Raw genomic sequence first — 20,673 nt, forward strand, 5'->3', positions numbered from 1 at the left:
CGCTGCCGGCGGTCAGACGTCGGTGGTGCCGAGGAGCATCCGCACCTCGGCGGCCGTGACGACCGAGCCGGTGGCGAGGACGCCGCCGGCGACGCCGCCCTCGTCGGCGAGGCCCGCCGCCCGGTCGAGGGCGTCCGGCAGGTCGTCGACGACGGTGACGCGGTGCTCGCCGAAGATCTCGGCCGCCAGCTCGCCGAGCTCGCGCGGGCGCATCGAGCGGGGCGAGGTGTTGCGGGTGACGACGACCTCGTCGAGCAGCGGCTCGAGGACCTCGAGCATCTCGGCGGCGTCCTTGTCGGCCATGACGGCGACGACCCCGACGAGCTTGACGAAGGTGAACGCGTCCGACATCGCGTCGCGCAGCGCCCGGGCACCGGCGGGGTTGTGGGCGGCGTCGACGAGGACGGTCGGGCTGCGACGGACGATCTCGAGGCGGCCGGGCGACTCGACCGCGGCGAGGCCGGCGCGCAGGACCTCGACGTCGAGCGCCTGCTCGCCGCCCCCGACGAACGCCTCGACGGCGGCGACGGCCACGGCGGCGTTCTGCGCCTGGTGGGCGCCGTGCAGCGGCAGGAACAGGTCGGGGTACTCGCCGGCGAGACCCTTGAGCGACAGCTGTTGACCGCCGACCGCGACCTCGCGTGTCGTGACTCCGAAGTCGTTGCCCTCGAACACGATCCGCGCACCGACCTCGGCTGCGCGGTCGACGAGGACCTCGGCCGCGTCGCGGTCGTCCTGCACGCCGGAGACGGCGATGCCGTCGGCCTTGATGATGCCGGACTTCTCCTGCGCGATCTCGGCCGGCGTGTCCCCGAGGAAGTGCCGGTGGTCGACGTCGATCGGCGTGATGACGGACACCGGGGCGTCGACGACGTTGGTCGCGTCCCACGCGCCACCCATCCCGACCTCGACGACGGCGACGTCGACGGGCAGGTCGGCGAACGCCGCGTAGGCGACCGCGACGAGGACCTCGAAGTACGTCATCCGCGGGCCGCCCTCGGCCGCCGAGCGCGCGTCGACGATCTCGACGAACGGGATGACGTCGTCGTAGGCGGCGAGGAAGCGCTCGGCGTCGACCGGGCGACCCCCGACCGCGATCCGCTCGAGCATCGAGTGCAGGTGCGGGCTGGTGAACCGGCCTGTCTTGAGGCCCATCTCGCGCAGCACCGACTCGATGATGCGCGCGGTGCTGGTCTTGCCGTTGGTGCCGGTGACGTGCACGACCGGGAAGGTGCGCTGCGGGTCGCCGACGAGCTCCATGACGGCCGCGATGCGGTCGAGCGAGGGCTGGAGGTCGTGCTCGGGCGCGCGGGAGAGGATGGACTCCTCGACCTCGCGCAGGCGCTTGCGGACCTCGAGGGCGTGCGCGGCCTCGCGCTGGGCGGCGTCGGGTGCAGGGCTCACCCGCCCATCCTCCCGCATCCCACGGCCGCCACGGGAACCGGCCGGTGCCCGTTCACGCGGGACGGCGGGCCACCGCGCAGCGCGCGGTCGCGCCCAGCGTGAACGGCCCACCCGTCCCGCCGAGGCGTTGCTCGACGCCGGAGCGCACCCGGGCGCGCTGCTCCTCGGGCAGGCCGAGGAGGTGGCTGCCCGCCGGTCCGATGCCCGCGAGGAAGCCCGTCCAGAGCTCGTCGACGTCCGCGTAGGTCGACGACACGGCCAGCACGCTCTCCTCGACCTCGCCCAGCCCGGCCGCCGAGAAGAGGTCGGCGATCTCGCCCGGCCGCCCGAACCGGAGGGTGCGTGCCTCGTCGGGGGCCTCGGGGTCGACGTCGAGGGCGGCGTCCCAGTAGAGGCGGAGCATCTCCATCCCGGCCGAGGAATCCCAGACGCAGGCGGCCACCGTGCCGCCCGGGCGCACGACGCGGACCATCTCGGCGGCGGCCGCGGTGGGCTCGCTCACGAAGTGCAGGACGAGCTGGGCGAGGGCGACGTCGTGGGTCCCGTCGTCGGCCGGCAGCGCCTCGGCCCGCCCCTCGCGCACGTCGACGCCCGGGCACCGCCCGCGGCAGGAGGCGACGAACGGCGGGGACGGGTCGACGGCGGTGACGGCCGCAGCCCCGAGCCGGTCCACGAGCACCTCGGTCAGCGCGCCCGGACCGCAGCCGACGTCGAGGGCGCGCTGCCCCGCTGCCACGCCGGCGGCGTCGGCGAAGACGGGGGCCAGGGCCCGGGAGTAGCGGCCCATGAAGCGGTCGTAGACCTCGCCCGGCTGCCGGAACGTCCGGGCACCGTCCACCTCGTCGCTGGCCATGGCTCCTCCTCGCCGGCAGGGCGCGGGCGCGTCCGTGGGCAACCGGTCACGCTACGCCCGAGCGCCGGCGCGGCGACAGCCCCCCGGCTGACGGGCGGGTCGCCACGAGGACGCCACACAACCCAACAGTTGGTTATGGATTGCATAACCGTTGCTTGTTCAACTACGGTCGTCGCATGAGCTCGCCCCGATCGTCGACCTGCTCCCCGGCGGCCGTGCCGGCGGGTCGTCGCTGTCCGCGCTGACCGCTCCGCACGCCCGACCTCCCCCCACCGACCGCCGTCGAGCGGCCGCGCCCTCGCGCGCCGTGACGGCCCCTCCCGCACGCACCGCCACCCGAAGGATCCGCCATGACCGTCATCTCCCGACCCCGAACCCTGACCACCCCCCTCGAGGCCGCCCGCCGGCTCGCCACCGATCCCGCCCTGTGGCGGCCCGCCGTCGACTTCGACCCCGCGCGCCGCTACTACCGGCGCCTGCTCGCGACCGAGGGGCACGAGGCCTGGCTGCTCACGTGGCTCCCGGGTCAGCACACCGAGTGGCACGACCACGGCGGCAGCGCGGGCGCCTTCGTCGTCCTCCAGGGCGCGCTCGTCGAACGGACCGCCGCGCACGGGCTCGTGCGCGGGCTGCGGCGCGTCCACCGGCGCGGCGACGCGCACGGGTTCGGGGCGCAGTACGTCCACCGCGTCTCGAACGAGGGCCCTGACCCGGCCGTGTCGCTGCACGTCTACGCCCCGCGGCTGGCGTCGATGACCGACTACGAGGAGCATGACGGGGTGCTGCAGCCCGTCGTCACCCGCACCGCGGAGGCCTGGTGACCAGCCGCGTCGACCTCCTGCTCTCCGCGGCGCGCGACCGCATCGAGCGTCTGACCCCGGCGCAGGCGCACGCCGAGCTCGCCGCCGGCGAGGCGGTGCTCGTCGACATCCGGCCGGCCGCGCAGCGCGCCGAGGAAGGCGAGCCCGAGGGCGCGCTCGTCGTGGAGCGCAACGTCCTGGAGTGGCGCTTCGACCCGACGAACGACGCCGCGCTGCCCATCGCGAGCGACGACCTGCGCGTCGTCGTCATCTGCCAGGAGGGGTACACCTCCTCGCTGGCCGCCGCCGCGCTGCGCGACGTGGGGGTGCTGCGGGCCGCCGACGTCGACGGCGGCTTCGCGGCGTGGCGCGCCGCGGGCCTCCCAGAGCGCTGATCCTCCGCAGTCGAGTGCGGAAGTGGTCGCCCGGACAACCACTTCCGCACTCGACGCGGGGAAGGGGCGACGGGGCTAGGGGCGGACGGCGGCCAGCAGGACCATGTCCCGCCACTCGTCGCCGAGGCGGTGGTGGTCGCGCAGCAGCCCCTCGCGGACGTAGCCGTCCCGCTCCGCCACCGCGAGGGAGGCGGTGTTCCACGGCTCGACGTACAGCTCGACGCGGTGCGCCACCTCGACGCTCCACGCGAACGTCGTCAGCGCCCGCAGCGCGTCCGTCGCCAGGCCGCGGCCCCGCCACGACGGCGCGACGGTGTAGCCGGCCCGGAAGCGCCCGTGCCCGAGGTCGTCGACCCAGAGCCCGGCGGTGCCGACCGCCTCGTCGGTGTCCGCGAGGGCGACGCAGAAGCTGAACCCGCGCCCCTCCCCGAGGCGCCCGTGCTGCCGCTCGAGGTAGGCGAGGGCATCCGCCTCGTCGGCCCCGGCAGGCAGCGTCGAGATGACCGGCACGTAGGGGTCGGTGGCGAGGTCGAGCACCATCGGGAGGTCGGCGTCCCGGAACCCTCGCAACCGGACCCGTCCGGCGGCCGGTGGGACCACGGGCCACGTCAGCACGGAGTGCGGGCCGTCGTCGGCGCCGTCCACGCCGCTCTCCCCGGGTCCGCCGCGCTTCACCCGGGAACGGTTCCCGAGTGGAGCGCGGCCGTATCGGGTGACCCGATACGCGTGGGACCCGTGGGGAAGCGGCCGGCCGGCAGGGTCACCGGCGGGTGACCCGCACGTGCGCCGTGTGGCCGTCGCCGACCGTGACGACCACGACCCGCTCGCCGTCGGGCGAGTCGAGCGCGTCGACCCGCTCGGCCAGCGTCTCGCCCGCGACGAGCGCGCCGTGGGCCTCGACCGCGGCGTCGACCTCGGGGTCGCCCGACACCTCGAGGAGGATGCGGTCCGACACCTCGAGCCCGGCGTCCTTGCGAGCCTGCTGCACGGCGCGCACGAGGTCGCGCGCGATGCCCTCGCGGGCGAGCTCGGGCGTCACCTCGGTGTCGAGGACGACGAAGCCGCCGCCGGGCAGCATCGCCGTCGCCAGCGAGCCGCCGGCGCCGCCCTCGACGACCGTCTCGAGCGTGTACTCGCCCTCGACGAGCGCCAGCCCGCCGGAGGTGACGGTGCCGTCGTCGGCGACCGACCAGTCGCCGGACTTCGAGCCCTTGATGGCGGTCTGCACGTCGCGGCCGAGGCGCGGTCCGGCCGCGCGCGCGTTGACCGTGAGGCGCTGCGAGATGCCGAAGTCGGACTCGTGCGCCTCGGCCACGTCGAGGACCGTCACGCCCTTGACGTTCAGCTCGTCCCGGACGATGGCCGTGAACGGCGCGAAGCCCTCCGGGTCGGCCGTCACGACGGTCAGCTCGCGCAGCGGCAGGCGGACGCGCAGGCCCTCGGCCTTGCGCAGCGACGAGCCGGTCGAGCAGACCGCGCGCACCTGGTCCATCGCGGCGACGAGCGCGTCGTCGGCCGGCAGGTCGGCCGCGGCGGGCCAGTCGGCGAGGTGCACCGAGCGGCCGCCGGTCAGCCCGCGCCAGACCTCCTCGGTGACGAGCGGCAGGAGCGGCGCCGCCACGCGGGTGAGGACCTCGAGCGCCGTGTAGAGCGTGTCGAACGCCTGCTCCGCGGCTGCGGAGTCGCCGGACCCGGTGTCCCAGAACCGCTCTCGCGACCGCCGGATGTACCAGTTGGTCAGCACGTCGACGAACTGCCGGACCGACTCGCTCGCGCCGGGGACGTCGGAGGCGTCCATCTGCGCCTCCACGGTGCCGACGAGGTCGTGCAGCTTGGCGAGCAGGTAGCGGTCGAGCGGGTCCGTGGACGCCGTCGACCAACGCGCCTCGTACCCCACGCCGCCGTTCGCCGCGTTGGCGTAGAGCGAGAAGAAGTACCAGACGTTCCAGAGCGGGAGAATGACCTGCCGGACGCCCTCGCGGATGCCCTCCTCGGTGACGACGAGGTTGCCGCCGCGCAGGATCGGGCTCGACATGAGGAACCAGCGCATCGCGTCGGCGCCGTCGCGGTCGAAGACCTCGCGCACGTCCGGGTAGTTGCGCAGCGACTTGCTCATCTTCTGGCCGTCGTTGCCGAGGACGATGCCGTGGCTGATGCACGAGCGGAACGCCGGCCGGTCGAACAGCGCCGTCGCGAGGACGTGCAGCGTGTAGAACCAGCCGCGCGTCTGCCCGATGTACTCGACGATGAAGTCGGCCGGGAAGTGCGCGTCCTCGGTCTCGGTGCCCGCGAACCAGTCCGCGTTCTCGAACGGGTAGTGCACCTGCGCGTACGACATCGAGCCGGAGTCGAACCAGACGTCGAGGACGTCCTCGACGCGGCGCATCGTCGAGCGGCCCGTCGGGTCGTCGGGGTTGGGCCGGGTCAGCTCGTCGACGAACGGGCGGTGCAGGTCGGGGTTGCCGTCGCGGTCACGCGGGAGGTCGCCGAAGTCGCGCTCGAGCTCCTCGAACGAGCCGTAGACGTCGATCCGCGGGTACGCCGGGTCGTCCGACTTCCAGACCGGGACCGGGCTGCCCCAGAACCGGTTCCGCGTGATGGACCAGTCGCGCGCGTTCTCGAGCCACTTGCCGAACTGGCCGTCCTTGACGTGCTCGGGGGTCCAGGTGATCTGCTGGTTGAGCTCGACCATCCGCTCCTTGACAGCGGTGACCTCGACGAACCACGACTCCACGCCCTTGTAGATGAGGGGCTCGCGGCAGCGCCAGCAGTGCGGGTAGCTGTGGTCGTAGGACTCGCGGCGCAGCAGCACCGTGCCGGGCGAGACCGCACCGGTCGCGCCCTCGCCGCGGGTCGCGGCCTTGAGGTGGTCGATGACGAGCGCGTTCGCGTCGAAGACCTGGATGCCCTCGTAGTCGGTGACCGGCGCGGTGAAGCGGCCGTCCTTGCCGACCGGCATGACCGCCTCGATGCCCTCGCGGTCGGTCACCTCCTTGTCGACCTCACCGAAGGCGCCGGCGGTGTGGACGACGCCGGTGCCGTCGGTGGTCGTCACGGCGTCGTCGGCCGCGACGATGCGGAAGGCGTTGGCGTGGCCGGCGTAGTAGCTGAACGGCGGGGTGTACGTACGGCCCACGAGGTCGGCACCCTGGTAGCGGCCGACGACGGTGAACTCGCCCTCGGCGGAGGCGAGCTCGCGCTTGTACGCCTCCAGCCGCGCCTCGGCGAGGACGTAGCGGGACGTGCGGTCGGTGCCGGGGACGGGCGCCTCGACGACCACGTACTCGATGTCGGAGCCGACCATCGCCGCGAGGTTGCTCGGCAGCGTCCACGGCGTCGTCGTCCAGACGAGCAGGTGCGCGCCGTCGAGGACCGGGTCGGCGCCGGTGTCGTCGAGGAGGTAGCCGACGGTGACCGACGGGTCCTGCCGGTTCTGGTAGACCTCGTCGTCCATCCGCAGCTCGTGGTTGGACAGCGGCGTCTCGTCGTTCCAGCAGTACGGCAGGACGCGGAAGCCCTCGTAGACGTAGCCCTTGTCGTACAGGGACTTGAAGGCCCAGATGACCGACTCCATGTAGTCGGCGTTCATCGTGCGGTAGTCGTGGTCGAAGTCGACCCAGCGCGCCTGACGGGTCACGTAGTCGCGCCACTCGCCGGTGTACTTCATGACCGACTCGCGGCAGGCCGCGTTGAACTTCTCGATGCCCAGCTCGAGGATCTCGTCGGTCGTCTTGATGCCGTTGAGGCGCATCGCCTCGAGCTCGGCCGGGAGGCCGTGGGTGTCCCAGCCGAAGCGCCGCTCGACGCGCTTGCCCTTCATCGTCTGGTAGCGCGGGACGACGTCCTTGACGTAGCCGGTCAGGAGGTGGCCGTAGTGCGGGAGGCCGTTGGCGAAGGGCGGGCCGTCGTAGAAGACGAACTCGTTCTCGCCGCGCTCCCCCGCGTCGCGCTGCTCGACCGAGGCCCGGAAGGTGTCGTCGGCCGCCCAGTGCGCGAGCACCGCCTCCTCGACCTCCGGGAGGCGCGGGCTGGCGGGGACGCCGAAGGCCGCACCGGTGTGGTCGCCGGTGGTGGACACCTTGGGGTAGGTCATCGGGGCTGCTCCTGCGGGTCGTCGACTCGTGGGGTCGAGGACGACGGCTCCGGCTGCTGACCGGGCACCACCGCGGTACCACCTCGCTTGCCGCCCCGGAGGGCGACCGCTCTTGCACCAGGTCGTGACGTGACCCCGACGTCCGGGTCTAGTGAGGACTCGCGTCCCGTTCTTCCGGAGGCTTACCGCTGATGACGGCTCGAGCGCCTGTGGGCCCGATGATACCGGGGCCGGGTGCGTGGTACCCACCGACGTCCCGTGGGGGTAGGCTCACCGCGTCGCACGTGAGCGCGACACCACACGCACCCGCCTGGGGGAAGCCGGTCGAAGTCCGGCACTGTCCCGCAGCCGTAGGTCACCCGCGAGGGTGGCGAGTCGGAATGCCCGGCGGGCGCGAGCGGCTCCATCACACCCGTCGAGGAATGCGGGACGGAGCCCGGTTGCCGGGGTGTCCCGGTGGGTCGGGCGTTCGTCACGAACCGCTCAGGAAGGCCCCATGTCCCCCACCACGCTCCGTCCCGGCGCCCGCGCGCTCGGGGCCCTGCTGCTCTCCGCAGCGCTCGTCGGCGCGCCCGCCGTGGCGCACGCCGACGACGCGTCGCCCTCCCCGTCCGCCACCGCCACGAGCTCGCCGTCGGCGACCACGACGCCGGACGCCTCCGCGTCGCCGAGTCCCTCGGAGACCGCCGAGCCGAGCCCCTCGGCCACCGCGACCGCCGAGCCGAGCCCGTCGGCCACGACGCCCGCCTCGCCGAAGCCCTCGGCCTCCCCCACCGACGAGGCCCCGACCGGTCTCGTCCCCGGTGGAGACGCCCGCCGCTACGGCGTCGCGGCCGCTCAGGGTCCCGCCACCTCCACGAACCCCGTGCTCGTCGGCGCCAACTACCTCGAGGAGCAGCTGCGCGACGGCGGGCACCACTTCTCCGTCGACGTGGCCGGGACGCTGTACGCCGACTACGGCGTGACCGCCGACGCGGTGCTCGCCCTCGCGGCCGCCGGCACCGGCCAGGACGAGGCGACCCTGGCGACCCAGTACCTCGCCGACAACGTCAAGAACTACGCCAGCTACGACGACGGCGACCCGACGACCGTCGACGACGTCTACGCCGGCTCGGTCGCCAAGCTGCTCAACGTCGCGGTCGCCCAGGGCGTCGACCCGACCGCCTTCGGCGGCTGGGACCTCGTTGACACGCTCGAGGGCCTGGAGAACGCCCAGGGCCGCTTCGCCGACCAGTCGCCGTGGGGTGACTACTCGAACGTCTTCGGGCAGTCCTTCGCGCTGATCGGCCTGCACCGTGCGGGCGCCACCGTCAGCGCCGACGCGCGCGCCTACCTTCTCGCGCAGCAGTGCCCGGGTGGCGGGTTCGCCCTCGACATGACCGACGCCGGGTGCACCGACGCCGCGAACGCCGACCCCGACGCGACGGCGATGGCCGTCCAGGCCCTCGTGGCGGTCGGTGGCGCGTCCTCGGCCGTGTCCGACGCCCTGGACTACCTCGCCGGCCGCCAGAACGCCGACGGCGCCGTCGGCGGTGCCGGCCCGACCGCCGCGGTCAACGCCAACAGCACCGGGCTCGCCGGCCAGGCCTTCCTCGCCGGGGGCCGCTCCGCGCAGGCCCGTGCCGCCGTCGGCTACCTGACCGGCCTGCAGTACGGCTGCACCTTCCCCACGGCCCTGCGCGGTGGCATCGCCTACGACCAGGCCGCCTACGACGCGCAGCGCACCGCGGGCCAGGACGCCACCCCGGGCGACCAGGACCGCCGCTCCACCTCGCAGGCGCTCCTCGCCCTCGCCGGCACCCCGCTCGGCTCGGTGACCGCCCGCGGCGCGGACGCCGAGGCCCCGGACCTCGCCTGCGCGTCGGCCTCGCCGACGGCCAGCCCGTCCGGGTCCGCCACCTCCACCTCCGCCCCGACCTCGACGGGTGGCTCCACGAGCGACCCGACCGGCACCGCGGGCTCCGGTGGCGGTTCGACCACCGACCCGGTCGCGGCGGGGCCGACCGGGTCGCTGGCCCAGACCGGGTCCGAGCCGCTCACCCCGGTGCTCGTCGGGCTCGTCCTGCTCGTCCTCGGCGGCGTCGCCGTCGCCCTCTCGCGCGGCCGTCGGGGGGCGCACGCCTGATGCGTCGCCTCCTCGCCCGCCTCCTCGCGGTCACCGCCGCGGCGTCCCTGGCCACCGCCGGGGTCGTCGCGGCGGCGGCCCCGGCGTCGGCCGCCGCGTGCTCCGGCACGACCGGTGTCACCGTCGTCGTCGACTTCGGCTCCTCGACGACCGTGGCCTGCGCCCCGGGGGACCCGACGAGCGGCCTCGACGCCCTCGCCAAGGCCGGCTTCTCCGTCACCCAGGTCCAGCGGCAGCCGGGCTTCGTCTGCCGGATCAACGGCGCCCCGAGCTCGGCCGGGTGCGTCAACACCCCGCCCGCCTCGGCGTACTGGGCGTACTTCCACGCCTCGCGCGGGGGCTCGTGGAGCTACAGCAGCCTCGGCGCGGGCTCCTACGACCCGAAGCCGGGCAGCGTCGAGGGCTGGAAGTTCGGCTCCGGCGGCGCCCCCGGCACGGCCCCGCCCGCGAAGACGGCGACGTCGACCCCGAAGCCGACCTCCACGCCGAAGAAGACCAGCAAGCCCACCTCCACCCCGCGGAAGACCACGAGCGCGCCGCGCACGACGTCGGGCTCGTCGGCGACCTCGGGCTCCTCGACCACGGAGGGCGCGTCCCCGTCGGCGTCGTCCTCGACGGCGAAGAAGCCCTCGGCGACGAAGGCCCCCTCGGCGTCGGCGACCCCCACCGGCGCACCGACGACGTCGGCCTCCCCCTCGGCGACCGCGGCCGCGACCCCCGGCAGCGACCCGTCCGACGCCCCGAGCCTCGCCGCGGCGCCGACCAGCGCCGAGGCCTCCGACGGCGGCGGCCTCGGCACGCTCGCCGTGGGCGCGGCGCTCGTCCTGCTCGTCGGCGGCGGCGCCGTGTGGGTCTCGCGCCGTCGCGCGTCCTGAGCCGGCTGGGATGATGCCACGGTGACCCGATCGCTCCCCCGCGCCGTCCACCCGGGCGCCTGGTGGGGATGGGCGATCGGGCTCGCCGTGGCCGTCAGCGCGGTGACCAACCCGCTGCTGCTGCTCCTCGCGCTCGCCGTCGCGGCCCTCGTGGTCTCGGCCCGCCGTGGGTCCTCGCCGTGGGCCCGGGCCTTCCGGCTCTACCTGTGGCTCGGGCTGGCGATCATCGTCGTGCGCGTGGTCCTCCACGTCGCCGTGGGGCTGAAGTTCGGCACCCTCCGCGTGCTCCCGCTGCCCGAGGCGACGCTGCCGTCGTGGGCGGCGGGCATCCAGGTCGGCGGCGACGTCTACCTCGAGGGGCTGCTCGGCGCCGCGACGCTGGGCCTGCGGCTCGCCGTCATCATCGCGTGCATCGGGGCGGCCAACGCCCTCGCCAACCCCAAGCGCCTGCTGCGCAGCCTGCCCACCGCCCTGCACGAGGTCGGCGCCGCGGTCGTCGTGTCGGTCTCCGTCGCACCGCAGCTCGCGGAGTCGGTGCAGCGGGTACGGCGCGCCCGCGACCTGCGCGGTGAGACGCGCAAGGGCATCCGGGCCGTCCCCGCCATCGCCCTGCCGGTGCTCGAGGACACCCTCGAGCGATCCCTGCTGCTGGCCGCCGCGATGGACTCGCGCGGCTACGGCCGCAGCGGCACCGCCGCCCCACGGCAGCGCCTCGTGACGGGAGCGGTCACCCTCCTCGGGCTGCTGCTCACCGCCGTCGGCCTCTACGGCGTCCTCGACGCCTCGACCCCGACGCTCATGGGCACCCCGTCGCTCGTCGTCGGCCTCGGTCTCGCGCTGACCGGCCTCTGGCTCGGCGGCCGCCACGTGCGCACCACCACCTACCGACCCGACACCTGGGGCGGCCCCGAGTGGCTGACCGTCGCCTGCGGCGTCGTGCCTGCTGCCGTGCTCACCGTCGTCGGCCGCACCACCCCGGACGCCCTGGCCATGCCGCTCGAGCCGCTGGGCGTCCCCCCGCTCCCCCTGCTCGCCGTCGTCGGGCTGCTCGTCGCCGCCCTCCCGGCGTTCCTCACCCCCGAGCCGCCGCGCCCGCCGTCGCGCGTGCCCGAGCGCGGTGCCCGGGAGGTGGCCGGTGTCTGACCAGGCCATCGTCCTCGAGTCGGTCTCGGTGACCCCCGCCGGCGCCGACGCCCCCGTCCTGCGCGACGTCGACCTCGTCGTCGAGGAGGGCGAGCTCGCGCTCGTCGTCGGGCGGACCGGCTCGGGCAAGTCGACCCTGCTCGGCGCGATGTGCGGGCGCGTGCCGCACTTCACCGGCGGCACCCTGCGCGGGCGCGTGCTGCTCCACGGCCGCGACACCCGCGAGCACCGACCGCGCGACCTCGCCGACCTCGTCGGGGTCGTCGGCCAGGACCCGCTCGCCGGCTTCGTCACCGACACCGTCGAGGAGGAGCTCGCCTACGGCATGGAGCAGCTCGGCCTCTCGGCGACGACGATGCGCAAGCGCGTCGAGGAGACGCTCGACGTCCTCGGCATCCCCGAGCTGCGCGGCGCGAACCTGCGCGAGCTCTCCGGCGGGCAGCAGCAGCGGGTCGCCATCGGCTCGGTGCTGACCGCCCACCCGCGCGTCATCCTCCTCGACGAGCCGACCTCGGCCCTCGACCCCACCGGCGCCGAGGAGGTGCTCGCGACGATCACCCGGCTCGTCCACGACCTCGCGGTCACGGTCGTCGTCGCCGAGCACCGGGTCGAGCGGGTGCTCCACTACGCCGACCGCGTGCTGCACGTCGGCGCCGGCGGGGTCGTGCGCGACGGCGAGCCGGCCGAGGTCATGCGGTGGAGCGACATCGCCTCGCCCGTCGTCGAGCTCGGCCGCTGGGCCGGATGGCGCCCGCTGCCCCTGTCGGTGCGCGACGCCCGGCGGGCCTCCCGGGGCCTGCGGGCGGAGCTGGCCGACGCGCCGGACCCTGCGGTCGAGGAACGCCCGGGCGGGGCCCCCGTCCTGCGCGCCGCCGGAGTCGTCGTGCGCCACCCGGGCGACGTCATCGCCGTCGCCGGGGTAGACCTCGGCCTGGCCGCGGGCGAGGTCACCGCCCTCATGGGGCGCAACGGCTCGGGCAAGTCGAGCCTGCTGTGGGCCCTCCAGGGCTCGACGCGGCCGACGTCGGGCCGGGTCGAGGTGGCCCGTCCCTCGGGCGCCCCCGTCGAGCCGTCCGAGCTCTCGCCGGCCCGCCGGCGGGCCGTCGTCGGGCTCGTGCCGCAGACCGCGACGGACCTGCTCTACCTCGACACCGTCGGCGGGGAGTGCACGCAGGCCGACCGTGAGAGCTCCGTCCCCGCGGGGACGTGCGCCGGGCTCCTTGCCCGGCTGGCCCCGGGCATCCCGGCCGACCGGCACCCGCGCGACCTCTCCGAGGGGCAGAAGCTCGCCCTCGTGCTCGCCGTGCAGCTGACGGCCGACCCGCCCGTGCTGCTCCTCGACGAGCCGACGCGCGGCCTCGACCCCACCGCGAAGGCCGCCCTGACGACCACCCTGCGCGACCTCGCCGCCCGCGGCCGGGCCGTCGTCGTCGCGACCCACGACGTCGAGTTCGTCGCCGAGGTCGCCGACCGGGTCGTCGTCATGGCCGCCGGCGAGGTCGTCGCCGACGGCCCGACCGCCGAGGTCGTCGTCTCCTCCCCCGCGTTCGCGCCGCAGGTCGCCAAGGTCCTGCGCCCGGGTCCGTGGCTGACCGTCGACGCCGTCCGGACCGCGCTCCCGGCGGGTGCCCGGTGAGCGCGGCCGACGCCCGCCCCGGGCGCGCCATCCGGATGCGGCCGCGCTCGACCGTGGCGGTCGCGCTCGTCAGCCTCGCCGGCCTCGTCGCGTTCGGCTGGCCGCTGCTCGTCGACCCGTCCTCGGGCCTGGCCCACTCGGCCGACGCCCCGCTCGTCTTCGCCCTCGTCCTGCCGCTGCTGCTCGCGGTCGTCCTCGCCGAGATCGCCGAGGGCGGGATGGACGTCAAGGCGGTGGCGATGCTCGGGGTGCTCTCGGCCGTCGGCGCCGCCCTGCGTCCGCTCGGTGCCGGCACCGCCGGGCTCGAGACCGTCTTCTTCCTGCTCGTCCTCGGCGGGCGCGTCTTCGGCGCCGGGTTCGGGTTCGTCCAGGGCGCGGTCACGCTCTTCGCGTCGGCCCTCATCACCGGCGGCGTCGGCCCGTGGCTGCCCTTCCAGATGCTCGGCGCCGCGTGGGTCGGGATGGGCGCCGGCCTCCTGCCGCGGGCGCGCGGCAAGGCCGAGGTGGTCCTGCTCGCGGGCTACGGGGCGCTCGCCGGCCTCGCCTACGGGTTCCTGCTCAACCTGTCGTTCTGGCCGTTCTCGACCGGCACCGGTGGGGGGCTGTCGTTCGTCGCGGGGGCGCCCCTGCTGGAGAACCTCCACCGGTTCGTCGTCTTCAGCCTCGCGACGAGCCTCGGCTGGGACCTCGGGCGCGCCCTGACCAACGTCATCCTCGTCTCGGTCACCGCCCGGCCGGTGCTCGGGGCGCTGCGCCGGGCCGCCCGGCGGGCCGCGTTCGAGGCGCCCGTGGCGTTCGAGGAGGCGGGCGACGCCGACGCCCCGGCGAGCCCCCGGTCGCGGGCGCCGGGAGAGTTGGCACAATCGCCTCCATGAACCCCCTCGAGCTCGACCGCGACCCCGCCTGGCTGAGCCGCGAGGAGCTCGACTCGGCGCGCGAGAAGCTGCCGATCCTCTACGTCGACGCCGTGCCCGTGCGGGTCGACGACCGCGGCGAGGTCACCGCCCTCGGCGTGCTGCTGCGCCTCGACGACGAGGGCCGCGTCTGCCGCGAGCTCGTCTCGGGCCGTGTCCTGCACCACGAGCGCATCCGCGACGCGCTGCTGCGCCACATCGAGAAGGACCTCGGCCCGGTGGCCCTGCCGCGCATCCCGGTGGCTCCCCAGCCGTTCACGGTGGCCGAGTACTTCCCGACGCCCGGGGTCACGCCCTTCCACGACCCGCGCCAGCACGCGGTCTCGCTCGCGTTCGTCGTGCCCGTGGCCGGCGACTGCGCCCCGCAGAACGACGCGCTCGACCTCACGTGGCTGACCCCGGCGCAGGCGCTCGACCCGGGCGTGCAGGCCGAGATGGACCGCGGCCACGGCGTCCTCCTGCGGCAGGCGCTCGCCCACCTCGGCCACTCCGTCTGACCCGCTGGGTCACACCCGCGGCGCGGTTGCTCCGGCGGGACGGGGATGCATCCGCGTCCCTGTGGAGGTTCCGCGTCGTCACCGTGACGGCGCGGATGCTCGGGCGCGGGATTCCGGTCCTTCGCCATCGGTCTTCCGCTCCTGCCCGGCGCAGTCCGCACTGGGCCCATGACCCGGCACGCGACGGAGACGGCGCTCGCCGTCGGGGCGCTGCCGCGGCCGGTCCGCCTGGCCGTGGCCGGCGCCATCGGCCTCGGGCTGCTGGGCGCCGCGGTGGGACTGGTCCTGGGGCTGCTGGCCTACCCGCCGACCGCCTGGTTCGCCGTCCTCGAGGTGGGGGCGCCCTCGACGGTGCTCGGTCTCGTCGTCGGCCTGCTCGCAGGGCTGGTCACGCGCGCCCCGACCGGCCCCGGCTGACGTCCCGGACACTCGCACACGCAGGACCTCCCGCGCCGCCGGTAAACGTCCGGGAGCCGCGGAACCTCCTGCGTGACGACCGGTCGGTGCGCGACGGGTCGGTGGGATCTTGACCGACGCGCCCGGCTGCGCCCACAGTGGTCGTCGTGCCGCAGTTCTCCGGGCTCAACCACGTGTCGCTGAGCGTCACCGACCTCGACGTGAGCGAGCGTTTCTACACGCAGGTGCTGGGGCTGCGTCGAATCCTCGACACCGGCTACGCGCGCATCCTCATCGACCAGCGCACCGGTTTCGTCCTCGCTCTGGTGCGTCACCCCGAGAGCACCCGGGCGCGGTTCAGCGAGCTGGTGACCGGGTTGGACCACCTCGGGCTCGCCGCGGCCGACCGCGACGAGCTCGTCGAGTGGCAGGCCAGGCTCGAGGCGGCGGGCGTGCCGCACAGCCCGATCCAGGACATGCCGCTCGGGTACCACCTGAACTTCCGGGACCCGGACGGCATCGCCCTCGAGCTCCAGGCCCCGACCGCGGAGTACGCCGCGGTCCTCGCCGACGTCGCGACGCGCGAGGTCACCGACGACGAGGTGGCCGCCCTGGCGGCCCGCCTGCTCGGCACCGGCTGACGCGCAGGACCTTCCGCGACGCCGCACAGCATCCGGGTGCGGCGGGACCTTCTGCGCGCAGCCGGGGTCAGCCGGTGAACTTGTCGCGGGTGCGGCGCATGTCCTGCTCGTCGGCCTCGTGCGAGGCCTCGAGCGTCGGCGCCGTGCCGCCGAGGCGCGCCGGCAGGTAGACGAGCTCGTCGCCGGTCAGCGCCGGGTAGGCCGCCTGCTGCACGTCGAGCTGCGCCTGCATCGCCGCCTTGACCCGCGCGGTCGCCGCGGTGACGTCCTCACGGCGCTCGAGGACGATCGGCTCCCCCACCGCGATGTGCACGGGGATGTTGGCCCGGCCCATCCGCTTGGGGTGGTCCTTGGTCCAGACCCGGTGCCCGCCCCAGATCGTCGTCGGCAGGACCGGCACGCCGGCGACCTGCGCCATCTTCACCGCGCCCGGCTTGAACTCCTTGAGCTCGAAGGAACGCGACATCGTCGCCTCGGGGAAGACGCCGACGATCTCGCCGGCCTTGAGCGCGGCGACGGCGAGCCGGAACGCCTCGCCGCCCTTGTGCCGGTCGACGGGGATGTGGTGCATCCCGCGCATGAGCGGCCCCGCGACACCGTGGACGAAGATCGACTTCTTGGCCATGAACCGCACGTAGCGGCGGTGGGGCCACGCCGGCAGGCCGGCGTACATGAAGTCGAGGTAGGACGTGTGGTTGATCGCCATGACGGCGCCACCGGTGCGTGGCACGTTCTCCTCACCGGTGATGGTGAAGCGGGTGCCCTGGAGAAAGAACAGGGTCTTGGCCGCGTGGATGACGGGGCGGTACACGGGCTCCATGCGGGCAGCCTAGGTCAGCGGTGACGAGGAGGCTGCCACGCGGTCTGGAACACCTGGTCGCCGAGGTCCCGCGAGACGATGCGCGCGCGGCCGGGCGGCTGCGGCGACGCCTTGACGCGGCCGATGAGCATCCCCTCGTCCGGGCTGCCCGAGAGCAGGATGCCGGGGCTGCCGAGGTCGCGGATGCTCTGGAGCACCGGCTCGAAGAGCGCCCGCGAGGCGCCACCGCTGCGCCGGGTGACGACGAGGTGAAGACCCACGTCACCGGCCTGCGCGAGCAGGGGCACGAGCGGCCGCAGCGGCGAGCCGGACGAGGTGACGACGAGGTCGTAGTCGTCGACGAGGAAGTAGACCTCGGCGCCGCTCCACCACGAGCGAGCCCGCAGCTGCTCGGGGGTCACGTCCGGGCCGGGCAGGCGGGTGCGGAGGAACTCCGTGATGCCCTCGACCGCCCCGACGGTCTGCTCCTCGGTCGTCAGGTACTCGCCGACGTGCGCCTCGGGCAGCTCGCCGAGCAGGCCACGCCGGTAGTCGACGACGAAGAGCTTCGCCTCGTCCGGGGTGTGCAGGCGCGCCACCTCGTGGGCCACGGTGCGCAGGAACGCGGTCTTGCCGCTGTCGCCGTCCCCGAGGAGGTAGAGGTGCGGCTCCTCGGCGAGGTCGAGGCCGATCGGGGCGAGGTTGGCCTCGTCGACGCCGAGCAGCAGCCGGCGGTCGTCGGGGCCGGCGAGCTCGCGGACGGCGTCGAGCGTGATCTCCTCGGGCAGCAGGCGCAGCTTGGGGCCGCGCGGGCCCTGCCAGGCCGCGTTGACGCGCGTGACGAGGTCCTCGACGCCGTCGCCGAGGTCGTCAACACTGCCGCGGTCGTCGATCCGCGGGATGCCGCCGAGGAAGTGGTGCTTGGTCATCGTCAGGCCGCGGCCGGGGCGCCCCTTGGGGACGTTGGCGGCGACGCGCCGGTCGACCTCGGAGTCGGTCGGGTCGCCGAGGCGCAGCTCGACGCGGGTGCCGAGGACGTCGCGGATCTGGTTGCGGAAGTCCATCCAGCGCGAGGTCGTGAGGACGACGTGGACGCCGAAGGTCAGGCCGCGGCCGGCGAGCTCGGTGATCTGCCCCTCGAGCTCGTCGAACTCGGCGCGCACGGTGGGCCAGCCGTCGACGACGAGGAAGACGTCGCCGTAGCCGTCGTCGACCCGGCCCTCGGCCCGGCGCCGGCGGTAGGTCTCGATCGAGTCGATGCCGTTGGCGCGGAAGTAGGCCTCGCGTGCGTCGACGATCCCCCGGATCTCGGCGACGAGCCGGCGGACGACCTCGGGCTCGCTGCGGTTGGCCACGCCCGCGACGTGGGCGAGCTTGGCCATCGGCGTGAACGTGCCGCCGCCGAAGTCGAGGACGTAGACCTGGCTCTCGAGCGGGGTCGTCGTCAGGGCGATGGCCGTGACGAGCGTGCGGGCGAACGTCGAGCGGCCGGAGCGCGGTCCGCCGACGACGGCGACGTGGCCGCCGGCCCCGCCGAGGCGCAGGACGAACAGCTCGCGGCGCTGCTCGAGCGGCCGGTCGACGATGCCGACGGGCAGGACGTAGTCGCCGCGCGCCCGCCACGACGGGCTCGTGAGCCCGAGCGCCGGGTCCTCGCGCAGGTCGCCGAAGAGCTGGTCCATCGAGTTCGGGACGTCGAGCGGCGGCAGCCACACCTGGTGGGCGGGGCGGCCGTGGCCCTTCATCCGCGAGACGGCGATGTCGAAGACCGCGCGCTCCTCGGCGGCCTCCTGGGGCGCCGGAGCCGCGGGCTCGACCGGTGCGCGCCGTCGGGCCGCGACCGGGGCGAGGGTGTACGGGAGGATCTCGGACGGGCCGCCACCGCCGGGCTCGCTCGCGGCGCGGCGCCGGCGGCCCTTCGGCGGGCCGGAGACGTACGCGGCCTTGAACTTCGTCAGCGTCGTCTGGTCCGGCTTGAGGTAGCCGAGCCCGGGGACCGGCGGCAGCTCGTAGGCGTCGGGCACGCCGATGACGGTGCGGGACTCGCCGGCCGAGAAGGTGCGCAGGCCGATCCGGTAGGACAGGTGGGACTCGAGCCCGCGCAGGCGGCCCTCCTCGAGGCGCTGCGACGAGAGCAGCAGGTGCATCGAGAGCGAGCGGCCGAGGCGGCCGATGGCGACGAAGAGGTCGGCGAACTCGGGCTTGGCGGCGAGCAGCTCGGAGAACTCGTCGGCGACGATGAGCAGCGCCGGCAGCGGCTCGAGGTCGGCGCCGCCGGCCCGGGCGCGCTCGTAGTCGGTGACGTTGGCGAAGTTGCCGGCCGAGCGCAGGAGCTCCTGGCGGCGGGTCATCTCGCCCTGGAGCGCGTCCTGCATGCGCTCGACGAGCGTCAGCTCCTGGCCGAGGTTGGTGATGACGGCCGAGACGTGCGGCATGTCGGCCATCCCGGCGAACGTCGCCCCACCCTTGAAGTCGACGAGGACGAAGTTGAGCGACTCCGGCGAGTGCGTCATCGCGAGCGCGAGCACGAGGGTGCGCAGCAGCTCGGACTTGCCGGAGCCGGTGGCGCCGATGACGAGGCCGTGGGGGCCCATGCCCTGCTGCGCCGACTCCTTGATGTCGAGCGCGACGGGAAGGCCCTTCTCGTCGACGCCGATCGGCACGCGGAGGCGGTCGCGCTGGAGTCGCGCACGCCACGCGGTGTCGACGTCGAAGTCGCGGACGTCGCCGGTGCCGAGGAGGTCGACGAGCTCGGTGGAGGCGCTCAGGGCGTCGCGCGCCTCGGGCTCGTCGGCGGTGTACCGCGGCGCGAGGCGGCGGGCCGCGGCCTCGGCGCGGGTGGTCGAGAGCTGGTCGGCGACCCCGTGGGCCACCCCGCGGGCGAGGCTGATGACCTCGAGCGGTGCGGTGCCGGCGCGCGGGCCGCTCGTCGTGCGCGGGCCGACGGCGAGGCGCAGCGTCGTCCCCGAGTCGAGCTCGCCCCACTGCTCCGGCAGGTCGAGGACGGTGACACCGAGGACGCCGTCCGGCGTGACGACCGGGTTGCCCGGCGGCACGTGCCCGCCGTCGACGACGAGCAGGACGTGCGGCAGCGCGCCGCGCTCGCTCGGGCCGAAGCGCGGACGCTCGACGATCTCCTGGGGCAGCAGCGGCAGGAGGTCGTGCACCGACTCGCCGACGAGCCGCACCGGCCCGACCGCGTCGTGCTCGCGGGGGCTGAGGGCGTGCGGCAGCCACTTGAGCCACTCCCACTCGGCGCGCGCCTCGCGCGAGACGAGGGCGGCGACGACGAGGTCCTCGGGGGCGTGCTGCATCGCGGCCTGGAGGACGAGCGAGCGGGCCAGCGAGCGCGCGGGGTCGGCGTCGCCCGTCACCTCGACGTGCGGCCACGCCCGCAGCGCTGCGGAGGCCGGCAGGCCGGGCTGGACGCGGTGGGTCGAGAGGAGGCGGTGCAGCGCCGAGGCGGCGACGGGGTCGAGCTGGGCCAGCGGCGGGGTCTCCGGCGGCTCGAGCTCGAGGCAGAGCGGCTGCGACGTCGTGCCCATCCGCACCTGGAGGAAGTCGACGTCGGAGACCTGCCGCTCCCAGACGCGCGTGCCCTCCGCGGCGATGACCGGGAGCGCCGCGGGGTCCGGGTAGTCCCACAGGGCCGCCTCGCGCTGGCGGGCGGCGGCGTCGCGGATGGTGCCGCGCACCTCCTGCAGGTAGGCGAGGTACTCGCGGCGCGCGGCGAGGACGCCGGCGGCGTGCTGCTGGCGCTGCCGCAGGCCGCTCGCGAGGACAAACCCGACGCTGGCGACGAGGAACATCCCGGCGGTCAGCCAGGCGCGGGCGCCGTTCTGCGACAGGGCCACGAAGCCGATGGAGCCGAGCGAGCCGAGCATCGGCACCGCCTGCATCAGCAGGCCGCTCGCGCCCTCGGACGGGGTGATCTCGGGAGGGGGCTGGAGCACGAGACGTCCCGTGGGGACCTCCGGTGCCTGCTCTCGCGTGCCGCTGCGTGCGGGCACCGACATCCTGCTTCCCCTCCCGGTGGTGCTTCTGGCGCTCGGCCTACCGTACCCGTGGATACTGTTCCCCGCGGGGAGTGGCCCGAGGTGGG

Annotated in this window: 16 protein-coding genes and 1 riboswitch; of the genes, 10 read left to right on the forward strand and 6 right to left on the reverse strand. The window is 74.8% G+C overall.

The window, feature by feature from the left end; genetic code table 11:
* Positions 1-12: 12 nt before the first annotated feature.
* Together IG69_RS0106650 and IG69_RS0106655 are read right to left on the reverse strand one after the other, a co-directional pair.
* The gene (locus tag IG69_RS0106650; RefSeq protein ID WP_372447512.1) at positions 13-1,404 is read right to left on the reverse strand and encodes a bifunctional folylpolyglutamate synthase/dihydrofolate synthase; all 1,392 of its coding nucleotides are present in this window, start codon (positions 1,402-1,404) and stop codon (positions 13-15) included.
* A gap of 52 nt (positions 1,405-1,456) precedes the next feature.
* The gene (locus tag IG69_RS0106655) at positions 1,457-2,257 is read right to left on the reverse strand and encodes a class I SAM-dependent methyltransferase (protein WP_051750315.1); all 801 of its coding nucleotides are present in this window, start codon (positions 2,255-2,257) and stop codon (positions 1,457-1,459) included.
* Between the two features lie 350 nt (positions 2,258-2,607).
* Here IG69_RS0106655 and IG69_RS0106660 point away from each other — a divergent pair, with 350 nt between their 5' ends.
* Entirely contained in the window at positions 2,608-3,078 is a 471-nt protein-coding gene (locus tag IG69_RS0106660; protein ID WP_051750316.1) for a cysteine dioxygenase, read from the forward strand.
* Positions 3,075-3,452 carry a rhodanese-like domain-containing protein gene (locus IG69_RS0106665; RefSeq protein ID WP_207022830.1) on the forward strand — a complete coding sequence of 126 codons (378 nt, stop codon included), beginning with the start codon at positions 3,075-3,077 and terminating at the stop codon, positions 3,450-3,452. Before IG69_RS0106660 ends, IG69_RS0106665 begins: the two co-directional genes overlap by 4 nt.
* A gap of 75 nt (positions 3,453-3,527) precedes the next feature.
* Here the strand turns inward: IG69_RS0106665 and IG69_RS0106670 are convergent, their stop codons facing one another.
* Positions 3,528-4,097 (reverse strand): GNAT family N-acetyltransferase, encoded by a 570-nt coding sequence (locus tag IG69_RS0106670; RefSeq protein WP_245616099.1) that lies wholly within the window; start codon positions 4,095-4,097, stop codon positions 3,528-3,530.
* 115 nt (positions 4,098-4,212) lie between these two features.
* Positions 4,213-7,545, reverse strand: coding sequence for an isoleucine--tRNA ligase (gene ileS / locus IG69_RS0106675; RefSeq protein ID WP_030527394.1), 3,333 nt, complete (start codon positions 7,543-7,545; stop codon positions 4,213-4,215).
* 313 nt (positions 7,546-7,858) lie between these two features.
* Positions 7,859-7,931, forward strand: a riboswitch (cobalamin riboswitch).
* Between the two features lie 110 nt (positions 7,932-8,041).
* Here ileS and IG69_RS20050 point away from each other — a divergent pair.
* From IG69_RS20050 to IG69_RS0106715, 8 genes are all read left to right on the forward strand, one after another.
* Positions 8,042-9,670 (forward strand): prenyltransferase/squalene oxidase repeat-containing protein, encoded by a 1,629-nt coding sequence (locus tag IG69_RS20050; RefSeq protein WP_051750317.1) that lies wholly within the window; start codon positions 8,042-8,044, stop codon positions 9,668-9,670.
* The gene (locus tag IG69_RS22690) at positions 9,670-10,545 is read left to right on the forward strand and encodes a hypothetical protein (RefSeq protein ID WP_036829356.1); all 876 of its coding nucleotides are present in this window, start codon (positions 9,670-9,672) and stop codon (positions 10,543-10,545) included. The genes IG69_RS20050 and IG69_RS22690 overlap by 1 nt, the downstream gene beginning before the upstream one ends.
* A gap of 21 nt (positions 10,546-10,566) precedes the next feature.
* Positions 10,567-11,688 carry an energy-coupling factor transporter transmembrane component T gene (locus tag IG69_RS0106690; protein WP_036829358.1) on the forward strand — a complete coding sequence of 374 codons (1,122 nt, stop codon included), beginning with the start codon at positions 10,567-10,569 and terminating at the stop codon, positions 11,686-11,688.
* Complete coding sequence (locus IG69_RS0106695; protein WP_245616100.1) at positions 11,681-13,324, forward strand: ABC transporter ATP-binding protein; 1,644 nt, start codon at positions 11,681-11,683, stop codon at positions 13,322-13,324. Before IG69_RS0106690 ends, IG69_RS0106695 begins: the two co-directional genes overlap by 8 nt.
* Entirely contained in the window at positions 13,321-14,199 is an 879-nt protein-coding gene (locus tag IG69_RS0106700) for an ECF transporter S component (protein WP_051750318.1), read from the forward strand. The genes IG69_RS0106695 and IG69_RS0106700 overlap by 4 nt, the downstream gene beginning before the upstream one ends.
* Positions 14,196-14,735: an NUDIX hydrolase family protein gene (locus tag IG69_RS0106705; protein WP_030527400.1), complete on the forward strand. Its 540-nt coding sequence runs from the start codon at positions 14,196-14,198 to the stop codon at positions 14,733-14,735. The genes IG69_RS0106700 and IG69_RS0106705 overlap by 4 nt, the downstream gene beginning before the upstream one ends.
* Before the next feature lie 168 nt (positions 14,736-14,903).
* Positions 14,904-15,152, forward strand: coding sequence for a hypothetical protein (locus IG69_RS0106710; protein ID WP_030527401.1), 249 nt, complete (start codon positions 14,904-14,906; stop codon positions 15,150-15,152).
* Positions 15,153-15,298: 146 nt separating this feature from the next.
* Complete coding sequence (locus IG69_RS0106715; RefSeq protein WP_169742043.1) at positions 15,299-15,772, forward strand: VOC family protein; 474 nt, start codon at positions 15,299-15,301, stop codon at positions 15,770-15,772.
* Between the two features lie 67 nt (positions 15,773-15,839).
* Here the strand turns inward: IG69_RS0106715 and IG69_RS0106720 are convergent, their stop codons facing one another.
* On the reverse strand, positions 15,840-16,592 hold the full coding sequence (locus IG69_RS0106720; RefSeq protein ID WP_030527403.1) for a lysophospholipid acyltransferase family protein: 753 nt from the start codon (positions 16,590-16,592) through the stop codon (positions 15,840-15,842).
* 14 nt (positions 16,593-16,606) lie between these two features.
* A complete protein-coding gene (locus tag IG69_RS0106725) occupies positions 16,607-20,587 on the reverse strand; it encodes a type VII secretion protein EccC (protein ID WP_030527404.1) in 3,981 nt (1,326 codons plus the stop codon).
* Positions 20,588-20,673: the final 86 nt, after the last annotated feature.

Source organism: Phycicoccus jejuensis (assembly GCF_000720925.1).
Lineage (GTDB): Bacteria > Actinomycetota > Actinomycetes > Actinomycetales > Dermatophilaceae > Phycicoccus > Phycicoccus jejuensis.